This is a genomic window from Jatrophihabitans sp. (assembly GCF_036389215.1).
Lineage (GTDB): Bacteria > Actinomycetota > Actinomycetes > Mycobacteriales > Jatrophihabitantaceae > Jatrophihabitans_A.
This window is the reverse complement of the sequence record NZ_DASVQG010000151.1, coordinates 25176-41385: the sequence shown is the minus strand read 5'-3', so window position 1 is coordinate 41385 and position 16210 is coordinate 25176. Positions and strand designations below refer to the sequence as shown.

General features: G+C 71.9%; 10 protein-coding genes and 1 pseudogene. 5 read left to right on the top strand and 6 right to left on the bottom strand.

Going from position 1 to position 16210, the window contains the following annotated elements; all coding sequences use genetic code 11:
- Window positions 1-842 (top strand): class I SAM-dependent methyltransferase (locus tag VF542_RS07665; RefSeq protein WP_408651103.1); only part of this gene is annotated, 842 nt, incomplete at its 5' end.
- Here VF542_RS07665 and VF542_RS07660 read toward each other — a convergent pair.
- Window positions 823-1773: a DUF3068 domain-containing protein gene (locus tag VF542_RS07660; RefSeq protein WP_408651102.1), complete on the bottom strand. Its 951-nt coding sequence runs from the start codon at window positions 1771-1773 to the stop codon at window positions 823-825. The genes VF542_RS07665 and VF542_RS07660 overlap by 20 nt on opposite strands.
- A 214-nt stretch (window positions 1774-1987) precedes the next feature.
- Here VF542_RS07660 and VF542_RS07655 point away from each other — a divergent pair, with 214 nt between their 5' ends.
- Both VF542_RS07655 and VF542_RS07650 read left to right on the top strand, forming a co-directional pair.
- On the top strand, window positions 1988-3898 hold the full coding sequence (locus VF542_RS07655; RefSeq protein WP_408651101.1) for a hypothetical protein: 1911 nt from the start codon (window positions 1988-1990) through the stop codon (window positions 3896-3898).
- Window positions 3895-4950 (top strand): annotated as a pseudogene (locus VF542_RS07650) (acyltransferase family protein); the annotation flags it as partial. The gene VF542_RS07655 and the pseudogene VF542_RS07650, both read left to right, overlap by 4 nt.
- 17 nt (window positions 4951-4967) lie before the next feature.
- Here the strand turns inward: VF542_RS07650 and VF542_RS07645 are convergent.
- Window positions 4968-9200, bottom strand: a complete 4233-nt coding sequence (locus tag VF542_RS07645; protein WP_408651100.1) for an alpha-(1->3)-arabinofuranosyltransferase domain-containing protein — start codon at window positions 9198-9200, stop codon at window positions 4968-4970.
- Entirely contained in the window at window positions 9197-9883 is a 687-nt protein-coding gene (locus VF542_RS07640) for a class I SAM-dependent methyltransferase (protein WP_408651105.1), read from the bottom strand. The genes VF542_RS07645 and VF542_RS07640 overlap by 4 nt, the downstream gene beginning before the upstream one ends.
- Before the next feature lie 185 nt (window positions 9884-10068).
- Here VF542_RS07640 and VF542_RS07635 point away from each other — a divergent pair, with 185 nt between their 5' ends.
- Window positions 10069-11199, top strand: a complete 1131-nt coding sequence (locus VF542_RS07635) for a glycosyltransferase family 4 protein (protein WP_408651099.1) — start codon at window positions 10069-10071, stop codon at window positions 11197-11199.
- Here the strand turns inward: VF542_RS07635 and VF542_RS07630 are convergent.
- Window positions 11184-11333 carry a DUF2613 family protein gene (locus VF542_RS07630; protein WP_408651098.1) on the bottom strand — a complete coding sequence of 50 codons (150 nt, stop codon included), beginning with the start codon at window positions 11331-11333 and terminating at the stop codon, window positions 11184-11186. The genes VF542_RS07635 and VF542_RS07630 overlap by 16 nt on opposite strands.
- The gene (locus VF542_RS07625; protein ID WP_408651097.1) at window positions 11333-13153 is read right to left on the bottom strand and encodes a hypothetical protein; all 1821 of its coding nucleotides are present in this window, start codon (window positions 13151-13153) and stop codon (window positions 11333-11335) included. The genes VF542_RS07630 and VF542_RS07625 overlap by 1 nt, the downstream gene beginning before the upstream one ends.
- A 106-nt stretch (window positions 13154-13259) precedes the next feature.
- Here VF542_RS07625 and VF542_RS07620 point away from each other — a divergent pair, with 106 nt between their 5' ends.
- Window positions 13260-14720, top strand: coding sequence for a hypothetical protein (locus VF542_RS07620; protein WP_408651096.1), 1461 nt, complete (start codon window positions 13260-13262; stop codon window positions 14718-14720).
- Here VF542_RS07620 and VF542_RS07615 read toward each other — a convergent pair.
- Window positions 14693-16147: a hypothetical protein gene (locus VF542_RS07615; RefSeq protein WP_408651095.1), complete on the bottom strand. Its 1455-nt coding sequence runs from the start codon at window positions 16145-16147 to the stop codon at window positions 14693-14695. The genes VF542_RS07620 and VF542_RS07615 overlap by 28 nt on opposite strands.
- Window positions 16148-16210 lie beyond the last annotated feature (63 nt).

Below are 16210 nucleotides of genomic sequence, written 5' to 3'. Positions count from 1 at the left end.
GGGCCAACCGGCGCTGGTGGGACGCCGACGCCGACAACTACCACGCCGAGCACGGCGACTTCCTGGGCACCTCGGACTTCGTCTGGTGCCCGGAGGGCTTGCGCGAGGAACAGGCCCGGCTGCTCGGCCCGGCCGGTTCGCTGGCCGGTGCCAGGGTGCTGGAGGTCGGCGCCGGCTCGGCGATGTGCTCGCGCTGGCTGGCCGGCCAGGGAGCGCGTCCGGTGGCCTTCGACGTCTCCGGCGGCATGCTGCGGCATGCCATCAAGGCCGGCACCGCGGTCGGAGCCGCGACCGGGACCGGGGCCGAGGCTGGCAGCGCGGTCGGGGCTGAGACCGGCACCGCGACCGGGACCGAGACCGCGGCCGACAGGGCGGTCGCGCTGGTGCAGGCCGACGCCCAGTGCATGCCGTTCCTGGACGGCTCCTTCGACCTGGCCTTCACCGCCTTCGGCGCGATCCCGTTCGTCGCCGACTCCGCAGCGGTGATGGCCGAGGTCGCCCGGGTGCTGCGTCCGGGTGGGCGCTGGGTGTTCTCCGTCAGCCACCCGATCCGGTGGGCCTTTCCCGACTCCCCCGGCCCGGACGGGCTCACCGCGACGATGTCCTACTTCGACCGCAGCCCGTACGTGGAGTTCGACTCGGCCGGGCAGGCCACCTACGTCGAGCAGCACCGGACCCTGGGCGACCGGATCCGGGAGCTGGTGGGCGCCGGCTTCCGGCTACTGGACCTGATCGAACCGGAATGGCCTCAAGACCTGGAGCGCGAGTGGGGCCAGTGGTCGCCGCTGCGGGGCCGGTTGTTGCCCGGCACCGCGATCTTCGTCAGCGAGGCGGCGCGGTAGCGCTGAACGACGGCTCACCGGCCCGGGCCCGGTGCCCGTCGCCGCCGGTGCGCCGCCGGTACAGCAGGAACGCGCCGGCGAAGGCCAGCAGCGCCACCAGCAGCAGGGTCAGCGGCCCGAACACGGTCAGCAGCCTGAGCTTGGACAGCCCGTCCTTGGCCAGCTTGGACTGGTGGTCGATGGTGGCATCGGTGAACGCCAGGTCGGCCTCGAACACCAGGGTCCCGGCGGTCGTGGTGCGCACCTGATGCTGGGTGCCCTTGACGATCGCGCCGGTCCTCGGCTCGACCCAGACCGTGCGGGTGTCGGAGTAGACGCCGGGAACACCGCCGGCGACCTCGAGCGGAACCTTGTCGATCACGGCCTCGTACTTGTAGGTGTTCAGGCCCTTGACCTTGTCGGTGCCGATGAAGCGGGCGTCGGCGGCCAGCTTGGAGTTCACGTCGAAGAACTTGTAGGTGGTCTTCTTGGAGTGGAAGGGGAACTTGTAGGTCAGGCCGACGTGCTTGATCGGCGCGCCGTCGATGTTCTCGCCGTACTTCGAGCCGTTGACCGCGAGGCCGGTCTTGCGGTCAGCGGGGGCCCGGTCGACGATGACCCGGACGATCCGGGGATCCTTCGGGCCGTCGCCGCAGAAGGGCGGGTCGTCGATCACCTTGACGATGCACAGCGTCACCTGCAGCACCGCAACCTTGGAGTCCGACGCGGCCGAGTCGGTCACCACCTGGCGGGTCGCCTTCAGCTGGACGTCTTCCAGCTTTCCGGCCTGGACGTTGTAGACCTTGGCGGGCCCGGTCGCGGCCTGCTGGGGGACCAGCAGGTCCAGCGGAGCCTTCTCCACCCGGGACGGGGCATAGAAACGCAGCAGTCCTGCGAGCACCAGGCTGAAGATGCCCAGCGCTACCAGGACCGGAACAAGGATCTTGCGCACAGCTAGATTCCCCTTCTGTCTGCGATCGGTTGGCCGGACGCTACCAGCGAGTAGGTCCGGTCCGTAACATCTGCGCGAAACAATCCAGCAACGTCGTTCTCGACCTCGGTCCTACACAGCTGGTCGAGACGGCTGGTCGACACAGCTGGTCGACATAACATTCACCGGCGCGGCCATCCGGAGGCGCCCGCGTACGAGCGGCAGAAAGGAGCGTATGAGCACGACGGCTCTACTCCCCGCGTCCGAGCACGCGGCCCTGCCGCGCTCGATCGGCTACCCGTCGGGCATCGGCCTGATCGTGCTCGCTCAGGCCGGCTGGTTCGGCTACCTGGCCAGCCGTGGCTGGTTCTACGGCGATGACCTGAGCTACCTGGGCGCCGCCAGCGGCGAGGACCTGGACTGGCAGTACCTGTCGGCTCCGGTGAACGACCACTTCGTCCCCGGCCTCCGGCTGCTCTTCTGGCTGATGAACCGCGGGACCGGCCTGAACTACGACATCACGATCGTCGTCCGGATGGCTCTGCAAGCGCTGGCGACCGTCCTGGTCTACCGGCTGATCGTGATGCTGGCCGGCCGGCGGCCGGGCGCGGTCGTGCTGACCGGCTGGTATGCCTTCGGGACCCTGCTGCTGCCCGGCTCGCTCTGGCTGACCACCTCGGTCGACCTGCTCTGCTCGCAGCTGCTGGTGATCCTCGCGATCGACCTGCACGTCCGCTACACCGTGACCGGCCGGATCCGGCTGGCGCTGGCGACCGCGATCGCCCTGCTCGGCGCGCTGTCGTTCTGGGAGCTGTCCGGGATCACCGCACTGCTGCTTGCGATCCTGTCGCTCGGATTCCTCCATACGGGCACCACCGGCCAACGCCTGCGGGCCGCGCTGCGGCGCTGGCCGGGCTGGCTGATCCTCGCTGGCGCCCTGGCCGGGTGGTTGGCCTACTTCCTGTCCGGCCCGTACGGCGGCGCCGCCCATACCCTCGATCCCGGTTCGGCGCTGCACGTGCTGGGAGTCGGCTGGCTGGACGCGCTGGGCCCGGCCCTGCTGGGCGGTCCGTGGCGGTGGTTCTACCGGGGCGAGGTGTACTTCCCGATCGCCGATCCGCCGTTGGCCGCGGTGCTGTTGGGCCAGGCCTGCATCCTCGCCGCCATCCTGGTGGCGTGGCGCCGATCCGGAATCAGGAGCCTGCTGGCCTGGTCGCTGCCCGTTCTGACCTTCGTCCTGGGCACCCTGGTGGTGGCGCTCGGCCGTTTCCAGGTGTTCGGCGACCTGACGCCCCGCTCGTTCAACTATGCCTTTCCGATCGCGGTGCCGCTGACGGTGGCGGCCGCGCTGGCGCTGCTGCCGAGCGCCGCGGCCGAGGTGGCGAACCGGGTCACCGGCCGCGGTCAGCCCGACGCCCAGGCCGCGGCGCCGGCGCGGTGGCGGCAGATGGCCGCGGCGCCGGCGCGGCGGCGGCAGATCGCCACGGCGACGCTCGGCACGCTGTTCCTGGTGTCCAGCGGGCTCTCTGCTGTCACCTTCACCCATCGCTGGGCGCAGAACCCGTCGGAGTCCTATGTCGACCGCCTCACCACCTCGGTACGCAACGCGGGACCCGAGGTCAACCTGTGGGACAGCCGGGTGCCACCTTCGGTGCTGGCCTTCTTCTCCGAGCACAACCACGTCTCGGACGTGCTGCGGCTGGCCCAGCTGCCCGCCCACTTCCAGGACGCGGCGACCGAGCCGATGCTGGTGAAGGATGACGGCAGCCTGGCGCCGGCCGCCCTGTTCCCGCTCGCCACCCAGATCGGGCAGGCCAAGGGCTCCTGCACCCGGCTGGTGCAGGGCCAGGGCAGCTGGACCATCCCGCTGTCGAAGAGGCTCGGCTCCAACGAGTACTTCCTCCAGATCAGCTATCTCCAGCAGAAGGGGTCGGTGCTCTACTTCTCGGTCCGCGACCAGGCCGGCAAGACGGTCGCACCCGAAGCGGGTCAGCGCCGGGAACTGCCCTACCAGCTGGCCAACCTCTACCTGCGGCTGCCGTTGACGACGGTGGAATCGTTGGTGTTACGGAGCGAGAGCTTGGACACCAACATCTGCATCGGCGCCATCGTGGTGGGCGTGCCCTATGCGTTGGCAGCGAAATGACCGGCCCGAGCACCGCCGGCCCGAGCGCCGCCGGCCCGAGCGCCGCCCGCACCGATCCGTCCCGGCACTTCGACGCGCTGGACGGGATGCGGGCCATCGCCTGCTACGCGGTCATCCTGACCCACGTCGGTTTCCAGTCCGGTCGGTCCTTCGGGACCGGACCGCAGGCACCCTGGCTGTCCCGGCTGGACACCGCGGTACCGATCTTCCTGATGCTGTCGGGGTTCCTGCTCTACCGACCGTTCGTGGCGCAGGCCTACCGCCGGTCGCCGGTCCCGCGAGCCGCCGGGTTCTACTGGCGACGGGCGGTGCGGGTGTTGCCGGCCTACTGGGTTACGGCCATCCTCACGTTGGGATGGCTGAGCAGCCGGCGGGCGAGCTTGGGCGACTGGCTCTCCTACCTCAGCCTGACCGAGATCTACAACGGTCACGACCTCGACCCGTCGCTGACCCATATCTGGACACTGGTCGCCGAGGTGTCGCTGTACGCGGCGGTTCCAGTGCTGGCGCTGTCCCTGCGTGGCCGCCGGAGCTCCGAACAGATCCTGGTAAGCCAGTGCGTGCTGGTGGGTGCGCTGCTGATCGCCAGCGTCACCTGGCAGATCGCCGCGTTCCACGTGCACTCCCTGGGCTACGTGGCGACCAAATGGCTGCCCGGCACGATCGATTGGTTCGCACTCGGCATGCTGCTTGCCGTGCTGTCCGCCGCGCCGGCCGGATCGACCGCCCTGCTCAGGACCCGCGAAGTGCTGAGCCAGTGGGCCGGATCTCCCGTGCTGTGCTGGACGCTGGCCGTGTTGTTGTACTGGTTCCTGACACTGCCACTGGCCGGCCCGATCGATCTGGCGGTGCCCGCCGCCGGTGAGCACCTGGCCAAGAACCTGCTGCAGGGCGCTGTGGTCTTCTTCCTGATGCTGCCGCTGACCCTCGGCGATGGCGGGGTGATCGGCCGGGTGCTGGGCAACCGGGTGTCGCGATTCCTGGGCCAGATCTCCTACGGCGTCTACCTGTGGCACCTACCGGTGCTGCTGTTCCTCCACCGGGGGCTGGACATCCCGATCTGGCAGGGTCACTTCTGGAAGCTGCTGGTGCTCACCACCGTGTCGTCGTCCGTGCTGGGGGCGCTGTCCTGGTACCTGCTGGAGCGGCCGCTGCTGCGCAGGTTCTCCCGCCCGTCCTGGCGCAACCTGGGCGAACCCAGCGCCGCCAGGCAGAGTCCGATCACGCAGAGCGCCTGAACCCCGGCCGACCCGGCCAGCGGGTGCGGACCACCGCTGGGCCGGATCGCTTCCGCGCAGCCCGCCAGCAGGATCGCCACCGCCGCGGCCCAGGCCGGCAGCCCGCCCCGCCACCGCCCGGCCGCCCAGCTGAGTGCGGCCACCCCTGCGGCCACTGCCAATCCGAGCACCCCGGCGAGCACGAAGGAGGCCGCCAGGCACAGCGGCACCGTCCAGTTCCGCGGCACCGACCGCTCACCGGCCGGCGGTGCGGCAGAGGGGCGCCGCGCCGTGCCGGCCAGCACGAGCAGCCCCACCACGGCAAGCAGCCCGAGCAGCAGGGCGGCCCGGAAACTTGTCTGCGGGGCATAGCGGAGTGACACCACTCCGGTGGCGCCGGCCGGCAGTTGCCAGGCCTGCTGCCAGCCGTCGAGCTGGACGGCCGGCAGCCGGTGACCGTTCAGGCTGGCCTGCCAGCCGGCGTTGAAGTTCTCCCGGACGACCAGCATCGCAGCTGCCGTGACGTCGACCCGGACCGTCCGGCTGGTGGCGTGCCAGCTCAGCGGCACGGCAGTCCCGGCGGGCGCAGCCCCGGCGGGCGCAGTCCCGGCGGGCAGCTCCAGGCCCGGCCGCCGCAGGGTCAGGCTCAGCGGGGTGGCCAGCGGGCTCGCCGCCAACCGGAGATGCTGAGGGCCCGCCTCCAAGGTGGTGGGCGCCGGATCACAGGTACGCGTCACCACCGGCTCGCCGGACAGCAGTTGCTCGCGGGTGGCCTCGGCCCGCAGCGGCAGCGGGATGCCGTCGATGAGAACCGCGAGTCCGGACGAGCAGCTGATCGCGACCGGATCTGTCGAGCGCCGGTTGGCCACCCCGTTGACGGCCACCTCGGTGATGCCCGCGGGCAGCAGCCGGGGCGCGCCGTAGCGGGTGCTGGTGGTGGAGCGGAGTTCGGCGCGCAGCACCGTGATCGTCAGGGTGCGGGTGAGCACCGGTGCCGGCAGCCTCAGGATGCCGTCGGCGGGCACCTCGAAGGTCCAGCTGCCCCGGTCCGCGGCGATGGCGACCTGCTGCGGCCGGGCCAGCGGCGTGTCCTGGTCGAGCTGGAGCCGCAGGGTGGACACCGCCCGCCGGTTCTTGAGATCCAGCGTCAGGACCGGCGCCCGATCACCTGGGGCAGCCACCCAGCTGGTTGTCGGGTCCCCGTCCACCGCCGCGCCGGGGCGCTCGCGCGGATCGGCGTCATCGACCGAGGACGCCGTCGTGGCGATCGCGGCACCGGCGTCCAGCAGCGCGTCCAGGGCCGCCCCGGGCCGGGACGCCACGGTGGCCGTGATGTCGTAGCGCTGGCCGGCCGGCATCGTAAAGGTCCGATCCAGCACGCCGTCGCTCTCCCCGCTGCTGGCGAAGGTCGCGTCGCAGGCGGCCCGGCCGGCCACCGTCAGGCAGCTGGACCGGCCGCCGAGCTCGGTGGCGAAACTCAGCACGTCCGGGGCCACCTCGGTGGTCGGCACCATCAGCGTGCGGGTCGGGGTGAGCCCGGCGATCGTGAACGTCGAGATGCCGACCGAGCTGGTGCCGGGCGAGGCATCCAGCACGGTGAGGCGCAGCTGCCGGGTCGGCCCGGGCGGCAGCGCCAGCTGCTGCGGGAACGGGCCCGGCGACACGTCGGAGTCACGCGTCCCCGAGTCGGTGGAGATCCGGACCCGGTTGGGGTAGCCGCCGAGAGTGGCGGCGAAGGCGACCTCGACCGCGGGCTGGGACGTCGGCACGGCCAGTGTCACTGACAGCCACTGGCCCTTCGCGCTGGCCAGCGCGCCGCTGCGCCAGGACGTCGCGGGGTCACCGTCCACCGCCGACCACGGCCCGTAGCCGGCGCCGCGGTTCACCAGCGCTCCGGCATCGGCCCCGGACGAGGACGCCCGGATGTCGGTGATACCACCGCCGTAGGCGACGGTGGAGAGCGTTCCCGGCGACGGCGGAAGGTAGTCCTGAGCCGCTCGGGACTGGTGATAGGGCTGGTTCGCGGTCAGGGTCGCCGAGGTCGCGCCGGTCTGGCCGATCGTCGCCTCCCGGCGCCTGATGCCGTCGGTGACCACGGTGACGCCGGCGGCGCCCCCCGCCCTGGCATCGGCCCCGAACAGCACCGGGGTGTCCGCACCGATCCCGGCCTCGACCAGCGATCCGAGCGAATCCGCCGATCCGGTGGCGAGCACCGTGCCCGAGGCAGGCAGCAGGCCTACCGCGCCGGACCACCCCGGCACCTGGTAGATCTCGATCGCCGGCCGGACGACGGTGGCGCCGACATCGACCAGCCGGCCCCGGTCGGAGGGGAACTGCGGGCTGCTGCCGAACGAGGTCACTGCCGAGAAGCCCGGCGTGGCTCGAAGCGTCGCATGCACGAAGGCCAGGTGGGTGGCCGCGGACGCTCTGGTGTCCAGGTCGTTGCGCACCACGAGGTAGCGGATCCCCGCGCGGGCCAGCAACGGCGCCAGCGCATCGTCGCGATGGCCCGAGGCGACCCGCAGCGACAGGTCGTCCAGCAGCCGGATGTACCCGGCGGGGGTCAGCGGGATCCCGTCCCGGACCGTCCACGGCGCGGTGGCCACCGGTTGCAGGGCGTCATCGACGGTGGCTCCCCAGACGTAGGTCGGCCGGGACGCGCCAGGGACCACCAGCGACCGGCCGGCGCCGGAGTGGCTGCCCAGCCAGGAACCGGCCTGGCGCCACCAGGGGGCCTCGGTCATCGATCGCGGTTGCGGAATCACGTCGTTCACGATCGCCGGAGCCGCGGCCAGGGCGCCGATGGTGACGGCCAGCGCCGCCGCCATCAACCGGGGGCGCAGGTCGAGGGTCAGGCCCAGCCAGCGCGGCTGCCAGCGCGCGGGCAGCCGCAGCCGGCTGAGCAGCCATCCGACCCCCAGTGCCAGCGGCAGCCGAATCAGCGGATCGAACTTGTGGACGTTGCGGAAGGCGTTGAGCGGCCCGTCCAACCAGGCTCGGAACCATCCCCCGGTCGGCGGCCCGGCCGGTGCGACGTAGCCCATCGTGACCAGCGCGAGCCCCAGCAGCAGGCAGCTGATCGCGAACAGCCGGTGGGGCTTGGCGCGCCGGCCCAACCCGGCCAGCCCCGCCGCGGCCACCGCGGTGGTGGCCAGCACCACGGCAGGAACGGCGACCAGGATCCAGCCGCCCGGCCAGATCGAGGCACCGAGATATGCCTGCCAGTGATCAGCCCCGCGCAGCGATGCGATCAGGCTGGTGATCCCGGTGGTGACGCTGCTCGGCTCGATCCAATCCAGGAAGGGTGGGCTGTACCGGCCGAGCAGTACCAGCGGCAGCAGCCACCAGGCGCTGGCCAGGATCACCGCCAGGCTGAACCACAGCATCAGCTCCCTGCGCCGGCGGCCGGGCTGGCGGGTGAGCAGCCACAGCGCGGGTGCGGGCAGTACCGCCAGGGTCGCCGAGGCGTTGACGCCACCAGCGAACAACAGGGCGAGCCCGGCAAGCGCCCCGGCGCGCCGGGTGGAACCGCGCTCGGCACCGATCACCAGCGGAATGAGAACCCACGGCAGGACCGCCATCGGCATCAGCTCGGAGGAGATCGAGCCCAGCTCGCTGAGCATCCTCGGAGCCAAGGCATAACTCAGACCCGCGGCGACCTTGGGCCAGAACCCGGTGGCACCCAGCAGCCTGGCCAGCCGCACCATGCCCAGGAAGGCCGCGACCACCAACGCCGACTCCCAGCCGCGCTGCACCACCCAGGCGGGCAGGCCCGCCAGCTTGCCCAGGACGAAGAACGGCCCCATCGGAAAGAGGTAGCCGTACGCCTGGTTCTGCAGCTGGCCAGCGGCTCCCAGCGGATCCCAGAGCGTCAGGGACCGGCGCAGGAACCGCACCGGGTTCACCACCAGGTCCAGCTTGGTGTCCGGAGCCGTCCGGCCGGCACTCTGCAGGAACACGAGCAGGATCAGCCCGAAGCAGAGGGTGATCAGGCGCAATCGCTGGACCGCCAGCGGTGGCGAGGGCGCACGGTCGGGCTGGTCAGCCGCCGCGCCACCCGTTCTTGCCCGCAACGTGGTCGTCATCGCTTGCGCAGCACCATCGCGAGATTCCAGAGTGCCACCTCTCGAAGGACCGGAACCCGGACCAGCCAGGATGCCCACCACGGATGGTAACGAGGAAAGGCGGCTACCAGCTCGGCATCCGGATGGCTGCGGGCCCAGGCCAGCGCCTGGCCGACCCGATAGTCGAACAGCGACTCCCCGAACACGTTCTTCGGCTGGCGGCCGGTCTTACTGACATACCGCCGCCGGGCATACCCGCCACCGAGAAAGTGCCACGGCGCCGTCTCATGCCCTCCCCAGGGCGAGAACCACGGCGTGAAGGAGAGGAAGACCGTGCCACCGGTCTTGGTGACCCGCAGCAACTCATCAGCCATCACCCAAGGCCGTCGGAGGTGTTCCACCACATTGGAGCTGTAGGCCACGTCGACCGACTGGGAACGGATCGGCAACGCCTCACCCGAGGCGCACAGCCCGATGATCTCGGCGGGCTGGTCGGTGGCGATGTCGAGTTCCACTCCGATGTAGCGGGCCCCGGCCTGCTGGAAGGCTCGTCCGAAGTACCCGGGCCCGCCGCCGACATCAAGCACCAGGGCCCCGGGCAACGCGACCCATTCGGCCAGCTGCCGAACCGCGTCCTCAGCCAGGGCTGAATAGAAGTCCGCTGGCCGGGTCTGTTCGACCAGGAACAGCCGGAACAGCCGGATCGAGCGGCTCAGGGTTGCCTGGCGGCCGCTGCGGTGGTGGGGGCGCACCGGCGAACCGTACCTGTCTCACCGGCGCCGCACGAGCCCGAAGCCCGACGGGGGGGTCATGGATCCGCCAATCGCCTTCTCGGCGCTCGGAGCATCGGCTACTCTCCAGTAACTATTCCAAGGTCGGTCGGGGAGCGATGGAGTTCTCAGCGACGCCACGCCGCATCACCTTCCTGGTGTGGCGCGACACTGCCCACCCCGACGGCGGCGGCTCCGAGGTCTACGTCGAGCACATGGCCCGCTGGCTGGCCGGCCGTGGCCACCAGGTGACCATCTGCTGCGCCGCGCACCCCAACGCCCCCGCCGACGAGGTGCGCGACGGCGTCCGGTTCCGCCGCCGCGGCGGCTGGCTCAGCGTCTACCCCCGCGGGCTGGCCTACCTGCTCAGCCCGGCGGGCCGGCGTTGCGACCTCGTCGTCGACGTCCACAACGGCATCCCGTTCGCCGCCCCGCTGGTCCGCCGCCGCCAGCTGCACGTGCTGGTGCACCACGTGCACCGCGAGCAGTGGCAGATCATCTACCCCGGTGTCCGGGGGCGGATCGGCTGGTGGGTGGAATCCTGGCTGGCGCCCCGGCTCTACCGGCGCAACCCCTACATCACGGTCTCGGAGTCCAGCAAGCACGACCTGGCCGGACTGGGCATCGCCGCCGAGCGGATCTCGGTGGTCCGCAACGGGATCGACGTCCCGCACCCGTCCCGGCTGCAGCCGCGCTCGCCGAGCCCGCGGATCTGCGTGCTGGGCCGGCTGGTGCCGCACAAGCAGTTCGAGCACGCCCTGCAGCTGATGGCCAGGCTGCGGGTGAGCATGCCTGAGCTGCGGCTGGACGTGATCGGTTCGGGATGGTGGTCGGCGGAGCTGGTCGCCGCGGCCGAGGAGCTCGGCGTCAGCGACCTGGTCACCTTCCACGGCCACGTCAGCGACACCGAGCGCGACGCCCTGCTCGATGCCAGCTGGCTGATGCTGGTGCCCTCGATCAAGGAGGGCTGGGGCATCGCCATCATGGAGGCGGCCGCGCGGTCGGTGCCGGCCATCGCCTACTCCTTCGCCGGCGGCGTGACCGAGTCGATCGTCGACGGCGAGACCGGCGTCCTGGTGGCCGACCTGGACGAGCTGGTCAGCCAGTGCCAGGCGCTGCTGAGCGACACCGAGGCACGGCTGGCGATGGGAAAGAAGGCTCGGACCCGTGCTCAGAGCTTCGGCTGGCAGCGCTCAGCGGAGGCCTTCGAGCAGCTGCTGATGGACCAGCAGGATCAGCGGTTGCCGTAAGGGATGACCTCGACGGTGTCGACCGGGTTCTTCTTCGGCGCCGCGGTGGTGGACGACACCACTCCCCAGACCGCCGTTCCGGCCAGCAACACGCCAATGACGCCGGCGACCGCGGCCGAGATGAGCTTGCCCACTAGGAACCCTCCGAGCTCGATGTTACCGGCGAGTGTAGCAACCCTGGCCGGGTAGACCGGGCCATCCCGGCAATCGCCACGACGGCGGCTGCCAGGATCAACGCGCTGACCAGGAGGTCCGCCAGCAGCACCGACCAGCGCCGGCCGGCCGGGTCCGCGGCGGCCCGGACCGGCCCGGGAACCCGGTACAGCTCGACGGCGCCGCCGGTCAGCACCGGCTGCAGGCCGGACAGGTCGGGCGCCGCCGGTCCCGGCGTGCCGGACTCCCGCAGCACCCAGCCGATCCCCTGGCCGGCCAACGCCTGCCCCAGCGCCGCCGGAGCGAGCCGGGAGTCCAGCAGCGCGGCCATCCGGCGGGCGACCGGGTCCTCGCCGCCCAGCACGGTGCCCGACACCGCCAACCGGTCATCGACCACCGTCTCGGCGGGCAACCAGCGTGGCGCCGGGTCCAGGACGGTGCGGCCCGGCGCCCAGCCGAAAGCGCGGTAGGAGCCGAACGGCAGCACCAGCACCGCCGAGTCCGAGCCGCGCAGCTGCTCGGCGGCCTGCCGCCACCCCGCCGGGTAGTGCACCGGGGTCAGTGGCGCCTTCAGGGTTGCCGGAGCGTCGGGCAGCAGCACCAGCGGCAGCGCCAGCGCGGCCAGCACCGCCGGCCAGCCCGGCAGCCGGCCGGTGAGCCGGTCGGTGAGCCGCTGCACGGCGGCGCCGGTGCTCAGCACCGCCAGCAGGACGAAGGGCATCAGCCACTTCTGGCCGTCCCGCAGCAGCCCGGCACCGGGCAGCTCCCGCACCGCCCAGCGCAGCAGCGCGTCCAGCCCGGGAACGGTGCCGGCCATCGCCAGCACCAGCCCGGTGAGCCCCAGCAGCACCAGCCGCCGGGTCAGCCCCCGGCCCAGCCGGGCGCGCAGTCCCGGCAGGCCGAACACCAGCGCGGCGAGCACCGCCGCGGTGCCCAGGTAACCGAGCAGGCCGGCGCGACTGGCCGGGGTGACGTCGGAGTTCCAGATGCCGCCGAGTCCCAGCAGGCTCGCCCAGGCGCCACCGGGGCGTTCCGAGCGGGCCGCGAAGGCCGCCACCCCGCGCGGATCGCTGGTGGCACCGGCGGCCGAGGTGAGGGCGGGCACCAGCCAGGGCAGCTGCACCAGGACGGCGGCGGCCAGCACCGGCGCCCACCGGCTCAGCTTGCGGGACCCGGCCACCGCGACCGCCACGCCGGCCCCGATCAGCGCCCCGGTGGGAGTGATCGCGCAGCACGCCAGCCAGCACAGCAGCGGCGCCGCCGGCCGGAGCCAGCCGTCCCGGCCGGCCCAGTGGCCCCAGCTGGCGCCGCGCGGCCCGCGGGCCGGCCGGTCGCGGAAGCGCCCGGCTGCCCGGACCAGCCAGGGCAACGCCCCGTAGGCCCACAGCAAGGCCCACTGCCCGAGCGCCAGCCGCTCGACGACGAACGGGTTCCAGACCGCGAAGCCGGCCACCGCGAGCATCGCGGGCAGCGAGCCGGGCTGCGGGCCGGGCAGTGTGCCGGCCCGCAGCAGCCGGGCGCAGCCGCAGCCGGCCAGCAGTAACGGCACCAGCAGCGCGATCCGGCCCAGCACCGTGCCGTCGATCACCCGGCTCGCCAAGCCCACCACGGCGTCCAGCGGCACCGCCCGGGGCGCGGACGTCCCCAGCCCCAGGGATTGCCGGGTGAGCGGCTGGTGGGGGGTGAAGACCATGTCGTGTCCCAGGCCGTACCCGGCCAGCCGCTGCGGCCACAGCAGCACGATGCTCAATCCGAGCACCCAGCAGTCGGCCAGCAGTACCGATCGGGTTCGCAGGCGCACGCCGCTCCTCTCGCCGGCCGGTCCGGGCCGTTAGGCTCGAACCCGGCTGACGCCGGGTCGTTGCGGGCCGAGCCAGACTGTAACTGTTAACTGTCGAGAAGGGCTGGTGAGCGTGGCCAAGCGGGTGCGGCCATTGCGGGCACTGCCCTTTCCGAGACTGCCCTTTCGAAGGCCTTCCTTTCGAGGACGGCCGTCTCGAGCGCTGCCGGGTCAGCCACTGCCGGGTCAGCCACTGCCAGTACAGCCACTGCCAGTACAGCCACTGCCGGGTCAGCCGTCGGTCACCGATGCCGATCCGGCACACCCGGAGGCAGCCGCCGAGCCGGGCTCCCCGCTGGCTCGCGGCCTGCTCGGGGTGACCGTGGCCGGCTGGCTGGGCAACGCGCTGAGCTACCTGCTGCTGCTGGCCGCCGCCCGCCGGCTGGGCACCGCCGACTACGCCGAGCTGGTCACGCTGCTCAACCTGTTGCTGATCGGTTCGGTGCCCTCGTTCGCGCTGCAGGCGGTCGCCGCTCGCCGGGTCGCCACCGGCTCGGCGGACGGCCTGCTCGAAGCCGGCGCCGTGATCGGGCTGGCGGCGGCGTTGCTGATCGCTGCCCTGTCCCCGGCGCTGGTGGCCTTCCTGCACCTGCCGGGGCTGACCGGTCCGCTGCTGGTGGCACTGTCCATGCCTGGAACCGCCGTGCAGGGACTGTGCCAGGGCGTCTGGCAGGGCGAGCAGCGGCTGACCGGACTTGCCGTGGCCACCTTCGTCGGGACCGCCGGACGATCCGGAGCGGGCCTGATCGGGCTGCTGGCCGGCGGCACCAGCACCTGGGCCGTCGCCGCCCTGGCGGTCGGGGTGAGCGTGCCGGCCGCCGGCTGCGTGCTGGCGCTGCCGGAGCTGCGCCGTGACGGGCGGCACGCGCTGCTGTCACTGGTCGCCGAGGCCGGCCATGCCTCGCACGCCTACGGGGTGTTCCTGCTGCTCAGTGTCAGCGACGTGCTGCTGGCCCGGCACGTGCTCAGCACCTCGGCCGCTGCCGTCTATGCCGCGGGCTCAGTGCTGACCAAGGCCAGCCTGTGGTTTCCGCAGTCGGTGGCCAACGTGCTGTTCGCGTCACTGACCGACGAGGACCGCCACCACCGGGTCTTCGCCCGGGCAGCCGCCGGGCTCGCCGCCCTGGGGCTGGTCGTGGTCACCGGCACCTGGCTGCTCAGCGCCCTGGTGACCGAGGTGGTCGGCGGCGGCCGGTATCCGCAACTGCGCGGCGATGCCTGGCTGTTCGCGCTGCTCGGCTGCTGCCTGGCCGTCCTGCAGTTCACCCTGGTCGCGGGGCTCGCCGTGCGCAGCCTGGCGGTCACCGTCCTGATCTGGGCCACCGTGGCCGGTGAGGCGGTGCTGGCGCTGAACCTGGGCCCGCACCCGTCGGTGCGGCTGGTGATCGGGCTGATGGCGGGACTGAACCTGCTGACAGCGACGGCCGGGGTGCTGTTGCGGCTGGCGCCCGGCTACCGGCGCGGACGGCGCGGGCCCGGGCGGCAGCCGGCAGCCGCGGCTCAGCTGGATTCAGCGACCGGCCACTGACCCGGCTGGTAGGCCGGGTCGACGCCCTCGCCGAGCTGGCCGGCCGAACCGGACGGGCTCGGAAAGATCGAGTGCCGCACCCAACCGTCCAGGACGTTGATCAGACCCAGCCGCTGGCCGTCGGAGAACCTGCAGTGCCCGGCGCCGTAGGGGGCCTTCTCGGTCTCGGAGTAGGTCTTGGGCGGCGCGATGTAGAACTGCACCAGCTTGGCCGAGCGCTTCGCGGCTGCCGCCCGGGCCGCGAACACGGTCTCGTTCTGCACCAGCACCAACGGGTCCTGCTCGGTGTGCATGGTCACCGTCGGGGCCGTCAGCTTGCCGGTCGGGTCACCGAGCTTCTCGAAGGCGGAGCGGGCGGTGGCGTCAGCGGTGATCGTCGACTCGGCTGCCAGCTGCTGCTGCAGCTTGTCGACGTTCCCGCCGACCGTGCTGATCAGGCTGGCCTCGGCGGTGTCGATCCGGCTGGCGTAGTCGGCGTTGGAGTTGTCCGAGGGATTTCCGCCGATCCGCTGCTCCAGCTCGTAGCGGCCGCTGGTGCCGAACGCCAGCGCGGTCAGTACCGCCTCGACCCGGGCCTTGACCTGGGACGGCAGGTCATGGCCGTCATAGGTCTGGGTCGCGGTCGGGGCGTCCACCAGCGAGCCGATGAACAGTGCCTTGGCGGTACCGCCACCGGCCACGTCGGCAGCAGCGGTCTGCACCGCCGCGGACGCGTGCTGCCAGTTGGCGCTGGCGTCCTCCTGACTCGTGTAGCCGGTCAGCTTCAGCTGCGGGTCGATGAGGGCCTTGACCGCGAAGGCGACGTCCAGGGCGGCGTCGAAGTTGTAGTTGGGCCCGGCCAGCACGCCGCACATCGGGGCGGCGCCGTCCACCCAGTCCGGATGGGCCTCGGCAAGCAGCTCGGTGACCAGCCCTCCCAGCGAATCACCCCACACATAGGTCCGCTTCGGGGTGCCGACCAGCTTCACGAACTGGGCGTGCAGGTCGGTGCCGGCCTTCACCCCGTCGGCCGCGGCCCAGCCGTTGGACTTGTAGGAGGATCCCGCCAGCGCGTAACCGGCCTCGAGCAGGTTGATGCTCAGCGGGTCCGAGCCGGTGCCGTCATTGTCGGTGGAACTGACCTGGGCATTGGTGTTCACCGGGTCGAAGTTCGGCGGCGCGGGGGCGGCGAACCGGTAGCCGTGCGAGTACAGCAGCAAGGTGCCGTTCCATTTCGCCGGCAGCTTGATGGCGTACTTGGCGCCGTCGAGCTCGCCGGTGCACTCGGAGGCGCAGTCGGTCATCTTGACGTTGCTGTCGGTCGAGCGCACGTTCTGCTGCCGGTCCGACAGCGCCGTGGAGGCGTCGCCGCAACCGGACAGCAGCAACGCCAGGGCGGCACCGGAGGCCACGACCGCGCCGCCGCGAGTGAGAGGGGGTACAGGCATGCCGGTTATCCAACACCACTGGCAGCCGACAGAGACACGCAATACCGGCACGTGGCTACATCG

Excerpts from the sequence above, each read along its gene's own strand:
- VF542_RS07655 (WP_408651101.1), top strand. The coding sequence starts at position 1,988 with ATGAGCACGACGGCTCTACTCCCCGCGTCCGAGCACGCGGCCCTGCCG.
- VF542_RS07645 (WP_408651100.1), bottom strand. The coding sequence starts at position 9,200 with ATGACGACCACGTTGCGGGCAAGAACGGGTGGCGCGGCGGCTGACCAG.
- VF542_RS07635 (WP_408651099.1), top strand. The coding sequence starts at position 10,069 with ATGGAGTTCTCAGCGACGCCACGCCGCATCACCTTCCTGGTGTGGCGC.
- VF542_RS07615 (WP_408651095.1), bottom strand. The coding sequence starts at position 16,147 with ATGCCTGTACCCCCTCTCACTCGCGGCGGCGCGGTCGTGGCCTCCGGT.